The organism is Aeromonas sp. 9A, assembly GCF_963900955.1.
GTDB classification, from domain to species: domain Bacteria; phylum Pseudomonadota; class Gammaproteobacteria; order Enterobacterales; family Aeromonadaceae; genus Aeromonas; species Aeromonas salmonicida.
In genome coordinates this window covers 2504023-2522148 of sequence record NZ_CAWRFG010000001.1, presented here as the reverse complement: position 1 = coordinate 2522148, position 18126 = coordinate 2504023, and the positions used below count along the sequence as shown (strand labels likewise).

The following is an 18126-nucleotide window of genomic DNA, read 5'->3' as shown; positions in this document are numbered from 1 at the left end:
GAACACAAAAAAAAGAGGGAACCCTCGGGCTCCCTCTCTTTTTTACAACGGGCCTGGCGATCAGGCCCGTTTCTCTTCCAGCCAGGCCCCCTGACTCTGCATCTCGAACAGCTGGGCGTAGTGTCCTCCCTGCGTCATCAGCTCACCGTGGGTGCCCCGCTCATTTACCTGACCGCGGGAAAGCAGCAGGATCTCGTCGGCATCGACTATGGTCGAGAGCCGGTGAGCGATGGCGATGGTGGTGCGGCCACGGCGGGCTGCTGCCAGCGCAGTGGAGAGCGCCAGCTCGGTCTGGGAATCCACACTGGCGGTGGCTTCATCCAGGATGAGGATGCGCGGATCTCCCACCAGGGCGCGGGCGAAGGAGAGCAACTGCCGCTGACCGGCGGAGAGGTTCTTGCCCCCCTCCTCCATCAGGGTTCCCAGCCCATCTGGCAGGCTCAGCACGAAATCTGCCAGTTGTACCTCGGTCAATGCCTGCCAGAGGCGGGCCTCGTCGATGCCGTCACGGCCGAGCCGCAGGTTTTCCGCCAAAGTCCCAACGAAGATAAAGGGATCCTGCTGCACCAGACCTATGCTGCGGCGCACCGCCGCCAGCGACAGTTCAGCCATGGGGTGATCATCGAAACGGATAGTGCCCTGATCCAGCGGATAAAACCCCATCAACAGGCTGATGATGGTGGACTTACCACTGCCGGTGTGACCTACCAGCGCCAGCATCTGGCCAGGGCGAGCGGCAAAGCTCACCTCGTGCAGCACCTGCTGCTGGCCATCGTAGGAGAAGCTCACCTTGTCGAAGCTGACCCGCCCCTGCAACGCAGGACTCTCGCCATCCGTGCTCTCCCGCGACTCGTCGAGCAGAGCAAATACCCGCTCCCCGGCTACCATGGCCTGCTGCAGCTGGTTGAGCTGGTTGGTCATCTCGATGAGCGGCTCTATCATGCGCCCCAGATAGCTGATGAAGGCGTAGAGCACCCCCACCTGGATGGCGCCACCCGCACTCAAGCCCTCGCGGGCAAACAGAGCCAGCAGGCCTATCAGCACCATCATGTAGAACAAATCGATGAGGGGGCGCAGCAGAATGCCGTTGATCTTGAGGCTCTTGAGCCGCGCCGACCAGTGCTGCTGGTTCACCTCGGCAAAGGCGTTGGCGAAGTGGCGCTCCTGTACCATGGCCTGAATGACCGGCATTCCCTGCAGCGACTCATTGAGGCGGCTGTTGATGTCGGAGAGCAAGCTGCGGGTCGCCCGTACCACGGGCACGCTCAATTTCTGGTAGAGCCACATCACAGCCGCCACTGCCGGCAGCAAGCAGGCGCACACCAGCATCAACCGCACATCCAGCAGGGCCATGGAGATAAGGATGCCGCACAGCAGCACCACTTTTTGTACCAGCAGGCCGATCACCTGCACATAGAGGTTCATGATCGCCTCTGTGTCGTTGGTGATGCGGGAAATAAGCGAGCCGGAGCGATGTTGGTCAAAGTAGCGGGCCGGCAGCCGGATGGCGGTGGCAAACACTTGCTCGCGCAAGGTCTGCACCACAGCCTGGGCGATGCGGTTGAAACGCAGGGATTGCAGATAGAAACCCGCCGCCGAGAGCACTTGCAGGCCAAGATACCCAACCGCGATGGCGGTAATGGGAGGCCACACCAGCTGGCGCGGTGCCAGATAGTCATCGATAAAGAGCTTGATGAGCAGAGGGCCGGCCACTTCGGCGCCGGTGGCCAGCAGCAGGCAGATCCCCGCCTGAACCAGCCAGCGGGGATAACGGGCGCAATAAGCGAGCAGGCGTTTGATCGTTGGATTCACAGCGTCTCCCCACATCTTGTTTCAGACGCGAGTAACGGGCGCAACCAGGCAGTCAGTCGCCATTCAATGGTCGGGTTCACAAACTCTCCTCTACATCTTGTTCCAGTCGCTGGTAACGAACCATGTCTGCATACCAGCCGTTGTGGGCCATCAGGACGCCATGGCGGCCCCGCTCACTGATGTGGCCCTGCTCCAGCACCAGGATTTCGTCGGCCTGCTCCACTGCCGTCATGCGATGACTGACCAGGATCAGCGTGCGTCTATGGGCCTTGAGCGCTTGCAGTATCTGCTGCTCGGTATGAGCATCCACCGCCGACAAGGCATCATCCAGCACCAGGATTGGCGCCGCCAACAGCAGGGCGCGGGCAATGGAAAGTCGCTGTTTCTGACCACCGGAGAGGGTCACACCCTTCTCCCCCACTTCGGTCTCATAGCCCTTGGGGAAGCGGCAGATGTCATCGTGCACACAGGCGATGCGCGCCACCCGCTCTATCTCCTCCTGGCTAGCATCGGGCCGGCCAAGGGCGATGTTGGCCGCTATGGTGGTGGAGAACAAAAACGGCTCCTGGGGCACATAGGCAAACTGGCCGCGCAGATCGCCAAGGGCCAGCTGCGCTATGGGCACGGCGCCCATGGTGAGCTCACCAGACGTGGGATTGACAAGGCGCATCAACAGCTTGAGCAGCGAGCTCTTGCCAGCCCCGGTGCGCCCGACGATCCCCAGCATGCCGCCGCTTTGGAGATTGAAATCGATATGGCGCAGCAAGGTGCGCTGCTCCAGCTGATAGCTCACCCCCTTGGCCTGGAGCGGGAAGGGAGAGACAAACGCCGCCGGCTCCGTCGGCTCTTCGATGTCGCTGCGCTCGGCCAGCATGCTCTCGATGCGTGAATAGGCGGCGCTGCCCCGCTCTATGATGTTGAACAGCCAGGCGATGGCAAACATGGGCCAGATGAGCTGACCCAGATACATGGTGAAACTGGTGAGCTCCCCCAGCGTCAGCTCGTCACGTACCACTAGCACGCTGCCACCGGCAACCGCGAGAAAGTAGGAGCACCCGATACAGAGGTAGATGACGGGGTCGAACTTGGCATCGATGCGGGCCACCGCCATGTTGCACGCCCCCGCCTGTCGGGTCAGTTCGGCAAAGCCCTGGTCTTCCAGGGATTCAACCGCATAGGACTTGAGCACTCGCACGCCGGAGAGTGCCTCCTGGGTCTTGTTGTTGAGACGGGAGAAGGCCCCCTGCGCCGCCTTGAACTCCTTGTAGATCTGGGTGCCGAAGCGGTTCATGAAGAATGCCATCACAGGCAGGGGCAGCAGGGAGAGCAGGGTCAGCTGCCAGGAGTACTGGCTGCACATGATGGAGAGCACCAGCACCCCGACTATGATGGAGTCCACCAGGGTCAGCACCCCTTCCCCGGCTGTCATCTCCACCGCCTGGATATCGTTGGTGGCGTGAGCCATCAGATCGCCGGTGCGGTGGCGCTGGTAAAAATCGGGGCTCATGCGGGTGAAGTGGCTGAACAGTCGGTTGCGCAGCACATAGGCAAGCCGGTAGGAGGCACCAAACAACATGACCCGCCATACGTAGCGCAGCAGATAAATGAGCAGACCGAGCACAAACAGCCCCGCCAGATAGCCCATCAGGGTGTCGTTGTCGAGAGACCCTTTGGCGATGCCATCCACCACCCAACCAACCACTTTGGGCGGGATCACGGTCAACAGTGCCACCATCATCAGCAAGGAGATGGCGATCAGATAACGCCGCCACTGCTCCTTGAAGAACCAGCCCAGCCTTGAGAATACGCTCACGTAGATGTCCTTTGTCGCGGCCAGCCCAAGGCTGCCGCCCGTCACGGGGAAACGTAATGCAATCGCCCCCAGAAGGGGGCGATACGAGAGGGTCATGATAGCCTGAAGTGACTGGCTTGAGAATTATTGCTATTTGTCTCCCTACAATAAGCGATCATCTCGCTGCCCCACGGGGCTGTATGGTGACTCATGCTGCTCTCCGGTCAGCAGAAAGTGAGACACCTCCTCCCGGGTCTGGCTGAATACCTGTTGCAGCTGCTCCAGATCCGGCTCGGTCAACTCCTCTTGCTGGCGCAGTCGCCACTCCAAATCACCGGCCATGATCTGCAGGCGAGCAGCGGAGATATTGGCGGACACCCCCTTCAGGGTATGCAACAGACGACAGGCCACTTCGGGTTGCTGGCGACGCAGGGCGGAGCGGATCTCCCACAGATCATCCTTGTGCTCAGACATGAACAGCTTGAACAGGATCTGCAGCGCCTCCTTGTCTTGCTCCAGCCGTTTGAGGGCATCTTCCAGATCCAGTACTCCCATCAGATCAGGGGGTTTCACCTCCAACGGGATCCGGCGCTCGCCGCTGGCGCTCTTCACCCACTGCAACAGGTTGTTGTAGAGATCCAGCTTGCTGACCGGCTTGGTGACATACCCGTTCATACCGACACCGAGGCAACGCTCCCTGTCACCGGGCATGGCGCTGGCCGTCAGCGCTATGATGGGCACGTCATGCTTGTCGACCATCTTGCGGATCTGGCGGGTCGCATCCAACCCATCGAGTACCGGCATCTGCAAATCCATCAGGATGACGTCAAAAGGCTGCTCGGCTACCCGTTCGACCGCCTCGCGCCCGTTACCTACCACGGTTACCACGGCATCGATCCGGCGCAGATACTCGATAATGAGTTGCTGGTTGACTCTGTTGTCCTCCGCCAGCAAGACCCGGACACCTTGCAGCAGTTCACGAAAGTGCTGCTGATCGCCCTGGGCTTCCGCCTGGCGGACCTGATGATCATGGGAGCTGCCATTGAGCAACTCATCCACCTTGGCCAGCAGGGAATTCTCGGTCATGGGCTTGGGCAGAAAGTGGGTCAGGCCCATGCTCTCCATCCGCCCGTGCAGCCCCTCCTTGGCCCAGGCACTGGTCATCAGGATTGGCAGTCGCCGCCACTGGCTGTGCTGGTACATCTCGAGGGCCAGATCCAGGCCATCCTCCTGTCCCATGCGCCAGTCCAGAATGGCCAGACGGATATTCTGCCCCTCTTCCCGCAGCACCTGACGCGCCCGGGAGAGGCTGTTGACGGCCACGACCCGGACACCGGCCCGGCCGAGAATATCCTTGGCCAGGTCCAGCACCAGTTCATTGTCATCCATCACCAGAATGAGCGGCTGATGCTCGAAAAAGACCCGGCGGCCCGATACCCCGTACACCGCCTTGGTCATGGGGATCTCGAACTGGAACACAGAGCCGGACCCCGGCTTGCTCTGCACAGTGATCTGCCCGCCCATCAGTTCGACCAGACGCTGGGAGATATTGAGGCCAAGGCCTGAGCCGCCATATTTACGGGTGTTGCCCGCCTCCAGCTGGGTAAAAGGCTGGAACAGCTGGTCCTGCTTCTCCTCGGCGATCCCGATCCCGGTATCCCGCACGCTGAAACGCACCCGCATGGGATGCTGGTTGACCAGGGTGATGGCCACTTCCACCTCGCCCCGCTCGGTAAACTTGATGGCGTTGTTGACCAGATTGACCAGTACCTGGCCCAGGCGCAGCGGATCGCCGCGCAGGAAATCGGGCACGGCCGGGGACTTGTTGATGATGACCTCGACCTGCTTGCGCTCGGCCAGATCGGCAAACATGCCGGCGAGTGAATCTATCTGCTCGCTCAAGTCAAAATCGATCTCTTCCAGGGTCAGCTTGCCGGACTCCACCTTGGTCAAGTCCAGAATGTCGTTGATGAGCAGCAGCAAGGTATCTGACGAAGACTTGATCTTGCTGAGGTAATCCCGCTGCTGCTGATCCAGCTCGGTTTGCAGCGCCAGGGAACTGAAACCTATGATGGCATTCATGGGGGTGCGGATCTCGTGGCTCATGTTGGCCAGAAAATCGCTTTTTGCCTGCGCCAGCAAGCCGGTCTGGCGTGACAGCTCGCTCAACTTCTGGTTACGACGCCACAGGGTCACCGCTACCAGCACGAAGCAAACCATGGCACCCGCGAGCACCATCAGGTAGAAACGGCTCTTGAGGGAGGAGGCTTGCTCCATTTTGCTTTGTTTCCAGACCGACAAGCCATCCAGCTCATGCATGTCGATGACCTGGTTGCGCAACACATGGTAATCCACCACCTGACGGCTGACGTCCTCGCTCAACTGGGCAAGCCCGGCCACCTGGGGATACTCGGGATAGGCGGTCTTGAGTCGTTGCTGCAGCGCTTGCAGTTGCCGTTGCTCGCCCCTGTCCCAGCTGCGCTTGAGGTAGTGGCTGAGCTGCGCCAGTTCGACCAGATCAATGGCCAGCGCAGAGCTGGCCGGCAGGGTGGCCAGCAAGGCATTGAGCTGCTTCTGAAAAGGCTGCTCTATATACTGGATGGCCATCTCCATGGAGTAGAGCTTGGCCAGGTCCAGCAGGTAGCTGTCGATATCGTGCAGCAGGGATTGGGAGTTGGGACTATCGGCCGTATCCGGATCGTTGCGCACCTGGCGCACGAAGCTGTCCAGGTTGCTCGACAACTGGTTGAGGCGCTGCTGTACATTGCCATCATTGGCTTTCTCGCGTCCCAGCAGATAAATAGTGTCGGTATTGACCCGATTGAGGATCAATTCCGCTGCCACACTCAGCTCGGAGGCCTTGTGTTGCTGGCTGAGCAGTTGCCAGCAATAGCCGGCAAACGCCAGCAGCGCGACGATGATCAGGCTCAGGACAACACGATTGACCCGTGTCACATTATTCATCCCGTCTCGATTCTCATGTCATGACCGTGTATCCGCCAACGGACCACTGGCTGTGAAAGATAACTGACTGCTATGTTACCGTTACTCTGCCCTGTCAGTGCAATAAAGATGTTGCAGGGCTTATGCTTACAGGAATCAATTATGTCATTTATCACTACCTATTGTAGCCATTGCTTCACCAGAAACCGCCTGCCCGCCGAAAAAATGGATTCAAATGCGAAATGTGGCCGCTGCAAGTCCTCGCTGTTTGGCACCACCCCTGTCATCGGCCGTGAGGATCAATTCGATACCCTGATCCAATCCGACCTTCCTGTCGTGGTGGACTTCTGGGCCAGCTGGTGCGGACCATGCTTACAATTTTCACCAATTTTTCAGCAAGTTGCCAGCGAGCTTGAGCCCAACTTCCGTTTTGTCAAAGTCGACACGGAACAACAAGCTGCCATCGCAGCCCGTTACGCCATCCGCAGCATTCCCACCCTGATGATATTCAAGCAGGGCAAGATGGTGGCACAACGCAGCGGCTCTCTGCCCAAGAGCCTGTTCAAGGAGTGGATGACCTCCGTCATTCAGCCTTGAATGATAAATAATTGTTTAATTTTTGTTTTTTAAGTGTTTCTTGCCGATTTGACTCTGTGAGTCCCGGCATGGTTTGACGACTTTCCCCTGTTTCAAACAGGGGAATAATTGTAATCTCGGCAACACAACAACAACCATAAATTAACCGAGAGAACAATATGCACACATCGGCTGTACCCTCGACTACTCCATCTCGCTGGCTGGACATCAAATCCGGGATTGTCATCCTGGATGTGCTGTTGCTCTGTGCCATGCTGGCCTGGCTGCCGTTTGATCCCATGGTCAACAAGGGGCTGGGGATCCTGGTCTTCATCGCCATTCTCTGGCTGACCGAAGCCCTGCACGTCACCATCACGGCGCTGCTGGTGCCCCTGCTGGCCACAGTGCTCGGGGTGTTTGACATGGGCAAATCCCTTACCGACTTTGCCAACCCCATCCTGTTCCTGTTCTTCGGCGGTTTCGCCCTCGCAGCCGCCCTCTCCAAGCAGGGGCTGGATACCCTGATGGCAGGCAAGGTAATGCACCTGGCCAATGGCCATCTGGGTTGGGGTGTCATACTGCTGTTTACCATCACGGCGGCCATGTCCATGTGGATCAGCAACACGGCAACCACCGCCATGATGCTGCCGCTGGCCATTGGCATGCTGACACGTCTCGACAGCCAGCAGGATCGTGCCACCTTCGTCTTCGTGCTGCTGGGTATCGCCTATAGCGCCAGCATAGGCGGCATCGGCACCCTGGTCGGCAGCCCACCCAATGCCATCGCCGCCGCCCAGATGGGAATTGGCTTTACCGACTGGATGAAGTTTGGTGTGCCTGTGGTGCTGATCCTGATGCCTTGCGGCATTGCCCTGCTCTATCTGGTGACGCGTCCGCAGCTCAACCACAGAGTGGAGATCCAGGATGTCACCATCAACTGGACCCGCGAGCGCAAGGTAACCCTGGCTATCTTCCTGACTACGGTCGTACTCTGGATCGGCTCTCAACCCATTGCCAAGGCACTGGGGGGCATCCCGCAATTTGACACCCTGATCGCCATGGGTGCCATCATTGCCATCGCCGTCAGCCGGGTCGCCAGCTGGGATGACATCAATCAGAACACCGACTGGGGCGTGCTGATGCTGTTCGGTGGTGGCCTGACCCTGAGTGCCATTCTCAAGGCAACCGGTACCAGTGCCTTCCTGGCCAGTCACCTGTCGGCCGTATTGGCCGATGCCAATATCTTCATCATTCTGCTGATGCTGGCGGCATTCGTGGTGTTCCTGACCGAACTGGTCTCCAACACCGCCACCGCCGCCCTGCTCATCCCGCTGTTTGCCGGTGTTGCCGAAGCGCTGGGGGTTTCTCCTGTCGTCATGGCCGTGTTGATCGCCATAGGTGCTTCCTGCGCTTTCATGCTGCCGGTTGCCACCCCACCCAACGCCATCGTCTTCGCCAGCGGTCATATTCGCCAGAAGGAGATGATGAAGGCCGGGATGGCCCTCAACATTGTCTTCGTCATTCTACTGGCGGTCCTGGCCTACTTTGTTGGCGACATTCTCTGATCCCCAAGTGGCCCTTGAAACAAAAAGCCCTCGCATTGCGAGGGCTTTTTCATATCAAGAAGTTATCAACCTTGTATGTTGCAGCTCTTCAGGTTCCATATCCGATCCACGTAGTCCTGGATGGAACGGTCCGAGTTGAACTTGCCCATGGTAGCCGAATTGATGATGGCCTTCTTCGCCCACAGCGCCGGATCCCGGTACCAGGTATCGATGAGCTTGTGCGCATCGGAGTAGGAAGCAAAATCGGCCAGGGTCAGGTAGGGATCGCCCCCTTCCAGCAAGGAGCGCTTGATGGAGGAGAGTTCCCCTGGCTTGCCCGGCGTGAAATAGTCGGTGTCGAACCAATCCAGTACGGCCTTGAGCTCGGAGTTGGCATAGTAGAAATCGTACGGGTTGTAGCCGCGCGCCTTCAGAGACTTCACCTCATCCACGTTCAGACCGAAGATGGCGCAGTTTTCGGCACCCGCCTCTTCCGCGATCTCGATATTGGCCCCATCCAGCGTGCCTATGGTGATGGCGCCGTTCAGTGCCATCTTCATGTTGCCGGTACCGGAGGCTTCGTAACCGGCAGTGGAGATCTGCTCGGAGACATCGGCCGCCGGGATCAGCTTCTCGGCCAGACTCACGCGGTAGTTCGGCATGAACACCACTTTCAGCTTGCCCTGGATGCGAGCATCGTTGTTGACCCGCTCCGCCAGCTTGTTGATGGCGTAGATGATATCCTTGGCCAGCTTGTAACCGGGCGCCGCCTTGGAGCCGAAGATGAACACGCGCGGGTGCATGTCATAGTCAGGATTCGCCAGCAGACGACGGTAGAGCGCCATGATATGGATGAGGTTCAGCTGTTGGCGCTTGTACTCGTGCAGACGCTTGATCTGGACGTCGAAGATCGCCTCGGCACTCACATCGATGCCGGTTTCGGCCTTGATGACCTTGACCAGTTTCTCCTTGTTATGACGCTTGATGGTCATGAACTGCTGCTGGAATGCCTTGTCGTCGGCAAACTTGGTGACGGCGCGCAGCTTGTCGAGCTGCAGCGGCCACTCTTTGCCCACCACTTCGTTATAGAGCTCGGCCAGCTCTGGGTTGCAGGCCAGCAGCCAGCGACGGGGGGTCACGCCGTTGGTAACGTTGCACATCTTCTCTGGCCACAGCTCGGCGAACTCGGGGAAGAGATCCTCTTTCACCAGCTTGGAGTGGATCTCGGCCACACCGTTCACCTTGGACGAACCGATCACGCACAGGTTGCCCATGCGCACCTTGCGTACATCCCCTTCTTCGATGATGGAGAGCTTGGCCTTGATGGCATCGTTGCCTGGCCACTTGGGTTCGACCAGATCGCTCAGGAAGCGGGCATTGATCTCGTAAATGACTTCCAGGTGACGGGGCAGCACCTTCTCAAACAGGCTGACAGACCACTTCTCCAGCGCTTCCGGCAGCAGGGTATGGTTGGTGTAGGAGAAGACCCGATAGCAGATGGCCCAGGCGGCATCCCAGTTCAAGTCTTCCTCATCCACCAGCACCCGCATCAGCTCAGGGATAGCCACGGTCGGGTGGGTATCGTTGAGCTGAATGGCAATTTGCGCGGCAAAATTGCTGAAGTCACTGCCATGCACCCGCTTGTAGCGGCGCATGATGTCCTTGATGGAGCAGGCACAGAAGAAGTACTGCTGGATCAGGCGCAGCTCTTTGCCCGCATCGGTTTCATCATTCGGGTAGAGCACCTTGGAGATGGTTTCGGCCTGGGCTTTTTCAGCCTGGGAATCGATGTAACCACCGGCGTTGAACACGTCCCAGTCGAAAAACTCGGAGGCGCGGGATTCCCACAGACGCAGGATATTGACGGTGTGACCGCCAAAGCCCACCACAGGGATATCCCAAGGCACCCCTTTGATCTTGCGGCCTGCGTGCCATACCTTCTTCAGGCCACCCTTGTCGCCGAACACGGTTTCCACATAGCCGTAGAGCGGGATCTCCTGCACGGATTCCGGGCGGCAGATCTCCCAGGGATTGCCATATTCACGCCAGGAGTCCGGGCGTTCGATCTGACGACCATCCTTAATCTCCTGACGGAACAGGCCGTGCTCGTAATGGATGCCATAACCGACAGCCGGGTAGTTCAGGGTGGCAAGGGAGTCGATGAAGCAGGCAGCCAGGCGGCCAAGGCCACCGTTGCCGAGCGCCATGTCCGGCTCTTGTTCACACAAATCGGTCAGTTCCAGACCGAGTTCACCCAGCGCCTCTTCACACACTTTGTACAGGGAGAGGTTGTGCAGGTTGTTGGAGGTCAAACGCCCCATCAGAAATTCAGCAGAGAGATAGTGAATCGCACGAGTATCTTTCTTGAAGTGAGTCTGCTGAGTACGGGTCAGGCGCTCGTACACCTGTTCGTTGACGGCGGCTGCGGTTGCTTTCCACCACGCTTCTGGCGAGGCTTTCTGTTCGCTTGTACCCAAGGTAGAACGCAGGTGACGCACGATACTCGCCTTGAGCTGATCTTTATCCAGTTGGAGATCCTGGTCTGTCTTCTTCTTGGTAGCCATAAACCATTTCCTTCGTTACAGAATAATAAAATTGTTATCCCATCAGGGACCGGTGCTGTTGTTATCTCAGAATATGTTCCGGCGTGGGCATACTAGCTAAAGCCGATAGTTTAAAAGTTAACGCAAGTCACACTTTAACGTATAGAAATGACAGTTCAAGCTTGAAAACCCTTTCCTGAAACTTATTAATCAGTGACGATTATTTCATTTAAAATCAGCAACTTAACAAATAAATGAAAATATAAATCCGTGAATAGGTTTTCAATCATTGCCAAGTACTGAAAATCCATGAAAATAGCTGAAAATTCAGCGCACATTGAAAACGATTTCAATGTGCGCTGTTCATAAAGCAAGATTGGCACCCCGATGACGACGATCGACTCCCCTTCAACCATGGGCCTTGAACTGATTGCTCATGGGGTCGTAGTGATAGCCTATCTGCATTAACCGGGTCGCCAGTTGATCCTCCGTCATGTCGTAATAAGCCAGTAGCTCCTCCAGGCCATCACACTCCAGTCGCAGCTTTTCATTGATGATCCCGAGCAGGATATTGGCATCCAGCCGTTGCAAGGTACTGACGTCCATCTTCATCTCTCCTCTTCATCCAGATACTGTATAACCATGGGCGCCACCTCCCGCTTTGTCCACAGCCTAAAAAACAAGCACCCTGGTAATAATAAAATATCTCTTACAATCAACAACATGAGTTCAGCCCCTGCCAGCTTGATCACATTTTTGGCCATAAATGGCTTGTCACTGACCTGAGTTGCAACTACTGTATGCGCATACAGCATGGTTATCCATACAGGAAGAACATATGAGCCAGCCCATGAGTCACCTCCCTTTCGCCGCGTCTGTCAGCATGAGCAATCCCTGGCCAACCCGCCATCAAAGCAAGGTGGAAGAAGCGAGCTACACCGCACCTGCCAGCGATGAGCGGCCATTGCTCGACGAGCTGGTGAGGCTGAGCCATGGCGACACGGGCTGGATCCTGCTGATTGCCCCGCCAGGCCTGCCAGTGGCCAAACAGCTGCAGGCTCAGGGGATCAACCCCGCTCGGGTGCTGGTGGTGCACAGCCCCAAGATCAAAAACTGGCAGCGAATGCTGGAGCAGAGTCTGGGCAATGGTCACTGCGCAGCCGTCTTGACCTGGCTGCCTGCACAGGTTTCGCTGGATCGCGTCAAGCTGAGCAAACTGGGGCAACGCTTAGGGGTGCTGACCCGCTTTTTCGAGCCTGCGGGAACGCTACTCCCCGTGCACAGCGGCCCGCTGGCCTACGGCGGACAGGATGTCTATCTCAACCACTGATGGTCCAGAACAGCCTGGAGACTCGAGAGCGCCGTGAAGAAATGGAACAAGGGGATAAGGGATCAGGCAAGAGCGCCAGAAAAGGGCAATAGAAGAGTGACCAAGCAGAAGTGACCCGTCTGGTCTGTGCACCTACACCAGTACCAACGCCAACCTGCGGGACGATAGAAAAAGGCGACCCTAAGGTCGCCTTTTTACGCTGTCACCCAATGTCACAGACGGCCTGGTCGTTTGCTCGTGCCACCCCACAGGAATGATACGAGTATCCTTGGCCCTGGCTCAACACGACTATCAGAAGAGCTTGCCATCCAGCTCGGCAATCTTGGCCGACCAGTAGGCCGGGCCTGTCTCGTGGATATTGTTGCCTTGAGAATCGACAGCCACCGTCACTGGCATATCCTCCACCTCGAACTCGTAGATGGCTTCCATGCCCAAGTCGGCAAAAGCCACCACCCGCGACTTCTTGATCGCCTTGGCGACCAGGTAGGCTGCGCCCCCTACGGCCATCAGATAAACGGCTTTATGCTGCTTGATACTCTCGACAGTTTTGGGGCCACGCTCTGACTTGCCGATCATGCCGATGAGACCGGTTTCCCCCAGCATCATGTCGGTGAACTTGTCCATTCGGGTGGACGTCGTGGGGCCGGCAGGGCCAACCACTTCGTCACGAACTGCATCGACCGGACCAACGTAATAGATGAAACGGTTGGTGAAATCGACCCCTTCCGGCAGACCCTCGCCATTTTTCAACATGTCGGCAATGCGCTTGTGGGCTGCATCGCGACCGGTAAGGATCTTGCCGGAGAGGAGTACTGTGTCGCCGCTCTTCCAGCTGGCAAGCTCCGCCTTGGTGATACCGTCAACATTGACACGGCGCACATTGGCACCGGCTTCGCGGGTGATCTCCGGCCAATCGGCCAGTTTCGGCGGGGTCAACTCGGCCGGCCCCGAGCCATCCAGCTCGAAGTGGACGTGGCGGGTGGCCGCACAGTTGGGGATCATCACCACCGGCTTGGAGGCGGCATGGGTCGGGGCACTCTTGACCTTCACGTCCAGCACTGTGGTGAGGCCGCCCAGACCCTGGGCACCGATCCCGAGCTTGTTGACCTTGTCATAGAGTTCGACCCGCAGCTTCTCTTCGGTGGTCTTGGGACCACGGGCGATCAGCTCCTGAATGTCGATGTGCTCCATCAAGGCTTCCTTGGCCAGCACGGCCGCCTTCTCGGCGGTGCCACCAATGCCGATGCCCAGCATGCCGGGCGGGCACCAGCCGGCGCCCATGGTCGGCACTGTTTTCAGTACCCACTCGACGACATCGTCGGATGGGTTGAGCATCACCATCTTGGATTTGTTCTCGGAGCCGCCGCCCTTGGCCGCTATGCTCACTTCCACCTTGTTGCCCGGGATCATGTCGATATGCACGACAGCAGGGGCGTTATCCTTGGTGTTCTTGCGGCTGCCGGCCGGGTCGGCCAGCACGGAGGCGCGCAGCGGGTTGTCCGGATTGGTGTAGGCACGGCGCGTCCCCTCATCCACCATCTCCTGCACCGTCATGTCGCTGTCCCACTGCACCTGCATGCCTATCTTGACGAAGCAGGTAACGATACCGGTATCCTGGCACAGGGGACGATGCCCTTCGGCTGACATGCGGGAATTGATCAGGATCTGGGCCAGGGCATCCTTGGCGGCCGGGTTGACCTCACGGTCATAGGCAGCCTTGGCGGCATGGACGAAATCAAGGGGGTGATAGTAGGAGATGTACTGCAGGGCGTCGGCGACGGAATCGATAAAATCCTGTTTTTTAATGATGCTCATATCATCCTCACTGGTCCTTGTCTCCGCCGTGGTGGCAGAGCAAGGGCTTCCATATGAGCCGTGCTTCGGTGTCATAGTGTCAGGCGATATGCCTGTCGGCCCGATAGACAACGGCGTGTTTGTTCTAAAAATTCCGATGCCTATGATACGCTTGCCCCCCCATACCGGCTAGGGAGCAGGGTGCAAACTGTTGCCTGTGTAACAAAAAATGAAACCAACTCTTCATATCCACCACTTTGATCACCAGACAGCGCTGCATGCGTTGTTTGCCCGTCTACATCATCAGCCCTGGGCCATGTTGCTCGAATCGGCCGGCCCGCAGGGAGCGGACAACCGCTTTGACATCATCAGCGCCGACCCGCTGGCAACCCTGCAGACAGAGGGGCCACTGACCTGGATAACCCGGGGCGAACAGTGTCTGTCGTTTGACACTGATCCCCTGACCCTGCTGGCACAATGGCAACGGGATCTGCTGGGCGAGAAAGCACCGCACTGTGACGAATTGCCCTTTATTGGCGGCGCCCTCGGGCTGTTTGGCTATGATCTTGGCCGTCGCTTCGAGCGATTGCCGACACAGGCCGCACAGGATGTGTCCGTCCCGGACATAGCAGTCGGCATCTATGACTGGGCCCTGCTGCGCAACGTAGCAAGCGGCACCTGGCAGCTGGTGCATTGGGGCGATGAAGCAGGCCTCCATCACCGGCTGCAGTGGCTGGCCGCACAGCACGAGATGCCAACACCGCCATTTGCCCTGCAGAGCGAGTGGCGCAGCAACATGAGCCGCGCCGAGTACGGCGAGAAATTTGCGCGGGTACAGGCTTACCTGAGTGCCGGGGACTGTTATCAAATCAACCTGACCCAGCGCTTCAGCGCCGCCTATTGCGGCGATGAGTGGCAGGCTTATCAGGTGTTGTCCCGCGCCAACCGGGCTCCGTTTTCGGCCTTTGTTCGCCTGCCACAGAGCGCCATTCTAAGCCTCTCCCCCGAGCGGTTTCTGCTGCTTGATGATCGCCATATCGAAACCAAGCCCATCAAGGGTACCCGCCCCCGACTCGCCGATCCGCAGCAAGATCAGGCCAGCGCCCTCGAACTGGCTGGCGCCGACAAGGACAGATCAGAGAATCTGATGATCGTGGATCTGCTGCGTAACGATATCGGCAGGGTGAGCCGTCCTGGCTCCGTCAGCGTGCCCAGCCTGTTTGCCGTGGAGTCGTTCCCGGCGGTGCATCATCTGGTGTCCACCATCCACGGCGAGCTGGATAACCGCTGGCAGGCGGTGGATCTGCTGCGCGCCTGTTTCCCGGGCGGTTCCATCACCGGCGCCCCCAAGATCAGGGCCATGGAGATCATCGAGGAGCTGGAGCCCCAGCGCCGCAACGCTTACTGTGGCAGCATCGGCTATCTGAGCCAGCATGGCCGGATGGACACCAGCATCTGCATTCGCACTCTGATAGCGGCAGACGGCCAACTGCACTGCTGGGCCGGGGGCGGTGTCATCGCCGACTCCGATGTGGACAGTGAATATCAGGAAACCTATGACAAGGTGGCCCGCATACTGCCGTTGCTGGATAAGCTGAGAAGCTGAGAAGCTGAGAAGCTGACAGAATGGATAACGGAGTGACCATGAAAGAGGCCCAAGCGCAGGATTGAGAGACGATTCGAGAGAATAAACAAGATGGACCGCGCCGAACTGCTGACCCGCTTTTTACTGCAACGCCCTGCCCCCGCCCATCGCCTGACGGTGGCAGGGCTCAAACCTGCTGCCGTCTTGCTGCCGCTGGTGGAGCGGGCCGACGGCTTGCAACTGCTGCTGACCCGCCGCAGCGCACACCTGCGACATCACGCGGGGCAGATAAGCTTCCCTGGCGGGCGGCAGGATCCGGGCGATCACACCCTGATCCACACGGCATTACGGGAGACCTGGGAGGAGCTGGGCATCATACCGGCTCAGGTCGAGATCATCGGTACCCTGGCCCCCCTCAACACCATTTCCCAATACGATGTGTTGCCGGTGCTGGGGCTGGTTGCCGCCGATTATCAGCTCACCTTGAGCCAGGATGAAGTGGCTCAGGCCTTTGAAGTACCACTCCATCATCTGCTGGATCCACGCCACCACATAGCCCTGACCATTCCAAGGGCCAATCAGCTGCACACCATCTACTGGATACCCTGGCAGGATCACTTCATCTGGGGGGCGACTGCCAGCATGATCCGCCAGCTATCCCACCAACTTGCTATGTAACATCTTGAAAACATATTCCAGTGCAATATTTGCGCGTTAACAATAAACTAACGTATAGATTTCTAAAAAAAAATTGATTTTTTATTATTTCGATCACATTTCTATAAAAGTGTGAGGGTTTATCCCTCGCAAAGGTGAATTTGATCAACATTTTTGATTAAAAAAACCGTATCCTTGCGCCGACTCAACAAAAAACACACATTCGGGGTGAGACACATGTCAAATACAGTCACAGGCGCACAGGACGTTGCAGGCGCACAGGAGCAAGGAACGAGCTCAATCCAATCTCGCGGTTGGAGCAAACAAGACTCTACCTGGGTTATCAGCCTGTTCGGCACTGCCGTCGGCGCGGGTATCCTGTTTCTGCCCATCAACGCTGGCATGGGTGGCTTCTGGCCACTGGTGGTCATGGCGCTGCTGGTCGGTCCCATGACCTATCTGGCCCACCGTGGCCTGGCCCGTTTTGTACTTTCGTCCAAGCGACCCAATGCCGACATCACCGAAGTAGTGGAAGAGCATTTCGGGGTGGGCGCCGGTAAATTAATCACCCTGCTCTACTTCTTTGCCATCTACCCCATAGTGCTGATCTACGGTGTCGGTATCACCAACACGGTCGAAAGCTTCATGGTCAACCAGTTGCAGATGGCTGCCCCTCCGCGCTGGATCCTCTCCATCGTGCTGATCATGGGCATGATGTCTGTGATGCTGGCCGGCGAGAAGCTGATGCTGAAGGTCACCGAGTTCCTGGTCTACCCGCTCATCGCCATCCTGGTGGGTATCTCCTTCTACCTGATCCCTGACTGGACGGGTGCCGCCCTGTCCCAGGTGCCGTCTGCCAAGGATTTCGCCACTACCTTGTGGCTGACCATCCCGGTACTGGTGTTCTCCTTCAACCACAGCCCTGCCATCTCCAGCTTCTCTTTGGCCCAGCGTCGTGATCATGGCGAACATGCGGTCGAGAAGTCCGATGCCATTCTCAAGCGCACTGCCACCATACTGCTGGGCTTCGTGATGTTCTTCGTCTTCTCCTGCGTCATGAGCCTGACCCCGGCCCAGCTGGCAGAAGCCAAGTCACAGAACATTGCCGTGCTCTCCTATCTGGCGAACCAGCACGCAAGCCCCCTCATCTCCTACTTCGGTCCGCTGGTTGCGTTTGTCGCCATCGTATCCTCCTTCTTTGGCCACTACCTGGGTGCCCGTGAAGGCCTGAAAGGGATGATCGTCCAAAACATGCGCAAATCCGGCAAAGAGCCGAACCACAAGAAGGTGGAGATGTTCATCATCGCCTTCTTCGTCCTCACCCTGTGGGGCACGGCCATTGCCAACCCCTCCATCCTTGGCATGATTGAATCTCTGGGTGGCCCCATCATCGCCACCATTCTGTTCATCATGCCGATGTACGCCATCAAACGCGTGCCAGCCATGGCGAAATACCAGGGACACATCAGCAACGCGTTTGTTGCTCTGATGGGTACCATTGCCATCTCCGCCATCCTTTACCAGCTGTTTGGCTAATCACCAGACCATAA

General features: G+C 57.9%; 13 protein-coding genes. 6 read left to right on the top strand and 7 right to left on the bottom strand.

Annotation, left to right across the window (positions count from 1 at the left end):
- Positions 1-60: 60 nt before the first annotated feature.
- From AACX78_RS11730 to AACX78_RS11720, 3 genes are all read right to left on the bottom strand, one after another.
- Positions 61-1812: an ABC transporter transmembrane domain-containing protein gene (locus tag AACX78_RS11730; RefSeq protein ID WP_159166304.1), complete on the bottom strand. Its 1752-nt coding sequence runs from the start codon at positions 1810-1812 to the stop codon at positions 61-63.
- 76 nt (positions 1813-1888) lie between these two features.
- The gene (locus AACX78_RS11725) at positions 1889-3625 is read right to left on the bottom strand and encodes an ABC transporter transmembrane domain-containing protein (RefSeq protein WP_159166303.1); all 1737 of its coding nucleotides are present in this window, start codon (positions 3623-3625) and stop codon (positions 1889-1891) included.
- Positions 3626-3766: 141 nt separating this feature from the next.
- On the bottom strand, positions 3767-6568 hold the full coding sequence (locus tag AACX78_RS11720; RefSeq protein ID WP_159166302.1) for a response regulator: 2802 nt from the start codon (positions 6566-6568) through the stop codon (positions 3767-3769).
- 141 nt (positions 6569-6709) lie between these two features.
- On the opposite strand from AACX78_RS11720, the gene trxC reads away from it, so the two are divergent.
- Both trxC and AACX78_RS11710 read left to right on the top strand, forming a co-directional pair.
- Positions 6710-7144 carry a thioredoxin TrxC gene (gene trxC / locus AACX78_RS11715; protein ID WP_159167513.1) on the top strand — a complete coding sequence of 145 codons (435 nt, stop codon included), beginning with the start codon at positions 6710-6712 and terminating at the stop codon, positions 7142-7144.
- Between the two features lie 158 nt (positions 7145-7302).
- Positions 7303-8688, top strand: a complete 1386-nt coding sequence (locus AACX78_RS11710; RefSeq protein WP_159166301.1) for an SLC13 family permease — start codon at positions 7303-7305, stop codon at positions 8686-8688.
- A 65-nt stretch (positions 8689-8753) separates the two neighbouring features.
- On the opposite strand, the gene AACX78_RS11705 is transcribed toward AACX78_RS11710, so the two are convergent.
- From AACX78_RS11705 to AACX78_RS11695, 3 genes are all read right to left on the bottom strand, one after another.
- Positions 8754-11231 (bottom strand): glycogen/starch/alpha-glucan phosphorylase, encoded by a 2478-nt coding sequence (locus AACX78_RS11705; protein ID WP_159166300.1) that lies wholly within the window; start codon positions 11229-11231, stop codon positions 8754-8756.
- A 387-nt stretch (positions 11232-11618) separates the two neighbouring features.
- Positions 11619-11816 carry a DUF4250 domain-containing protein gene (locus AACX78_RS11700; RefSeq protein WP_005311031.1) on the bottom strand — a complete coding sequence of 66 codons (198 nt, stop codon included), beginning with the start codon at positions 11814-11816 and terminating at the stop codon, positions 11619-11621.
- Between the two features lie 2 nt (positions 11817-11818).
- Positions 11819-12025, bottom strand: a complete 207-nt coding sequence (locus AACX78_RS11695; protein ID WP_159166299.1) for a hypothetical protein — start codon at positions 12023-12025, stop codon at positions 11819-11821.
- 23 nt (positions 12026-12048) lie between these two features.
- On the opposite strand from AACX78_RS11695, the gene AACX78_RS11690 reads away from it, so the two are divergent.
- Entirely contained in the window at positions 12049-12540 is a 492-nt protein-coding gene (locus tag AACX78_RS11690; RefSeq protein ID WP_159166298.1) for a cell division inhibitor SulA, read from the top strand.
- Between the two features lie 291 nt (positions 12541-12831).
- Here AACX78_RS11690 and AACX78_RS11685 read toward each other — a convergent pair whose 3' ends face one another.
- Positions 12832-14355 (bottom strand): fumarate hydratase, encoded by a 1524-nt coding sequence (locus AACX78_RS11685; RefSeq protein WP_159166297.1) that lies wholly within the window; start codon positions 14353-14355, stop codon positions 12832-12834.
- Positions 14356-14650: 295 nt separating this feature from the next.
- On the opposite strand from AACX78_RS11685, the gene pabB reads away from it, so the two are divergent.
- From pabB to AACX78_RS11670, 3 genes are all read left to right on the top strand, one after another.
- On the top strand, positions 14651-15940 hold the full coding sequence (pabB, locus tag AACX78_RS11680) for an aminodeoxychorismate synthase component I (RefSeq protein ID WP_236556377.1): 1290 nt from the start codon (positions 14651-14653) through the stop codon (positions 15938-15940).
- Positions 15941-16030: 90 nt separating this feature from the next.
- The gene (locus AACX78_RS11675) at positions 16031-16597 is read left to right on the top strand and encodes a CoA pyrophosphatase (protein ID WP_099993474.1); all 567 of its coding nucleotides are present in this window, start codon (positions 16031-16033) and stop codon (positions 16595-16597) included.
- Positions 16598-16813: 216 nt separating this feature from the next.
- On the top strand, positions 16814-18112 hold the full coding sequence (locus AACX78_RS11670; RefSeq protein ID WP_159166295.1) for a serine/threonine transporter: 1299 nt from the start codon (positions 16814-16816) through the stop codon (positions 18110-18112).
- Positions 18113-18126: the final 14 nt, after the last annotated feature.

Coding starts and splice junctions, on each gene's coding strand:
- AACX78_RS11720 (WP_159166302.1), bottom strand. CDS start 6,568: ATGAATAATGTGACACGGGTCAATCGTGTTGTCCTGAGCCTGATCATC.
- trxC (WP_159167513.1), top strand. CDS start 6,710: ATGTCATTTATCACTACCTATTGTAGCCATTGCTTCACCAGAAACCGC.
- AACX78_RS11710 (WP_159166301.1), top strand. CDS start 7,303: ATGCACACATCGGCTGTACCCTCGACTACTCCATCTCGCTGGCTGGAC.
- AACX78_RS11705 (WP_159166300.1), bottom strand. CDS start 11,231: ATGGCTACCAAGAAGAAGACAGACCAGGATCTCCAACTGGATAAAGAT.
- AACX78_RS11700 (WP_005311031.1), bottom strand. CDS start 11,816: ATGGACGTCAGTACCTTGCAACGGCTGGATGCCAATATCCTGCTCGGG.
- AACX78_RS11695 (WP_159166299.1), bottom strand. CDS start 12,025: ATGCTGTATGCGCATACAGTAGTTGCAACTCAGGTCAGTGACAAGCCA.
- AACX78_RS11690 (WP_159166298.1), top strand. CDS start 12,049: ATGAGCCAGCCCATGAGTCACCTCCCTTTCGCCGCGTCTGTCAGCATG.
- AACX78_RS11685 (WP_159166297.1), bottom strand. CDS start 14,355: ATGAGCATCATTAAAAAACAGGATTTTATCGATTCCGTCGCCGACGCC.
- pabB (WP_236556377.1), top strand. CDS start 14,651: ATGTTGCTCGAATCGGCCGGCCCGCAGGGAGCGGACAACCGCTTTGAC.
- AACX78_RS11675 (WP_099993474.1), top strand. CDS start 16,031: ATGGACCGCGCCGAACTGCTGACCCGCTTTTTACTGCAACGCCCTGCC.
- AACX78_RS11670 (WP_159166295.1), top strand. CDS start 16,814: ATGTCAAATACAGTCACAGGCGCACAGGACGTTGCAGGCGCACAGGAG.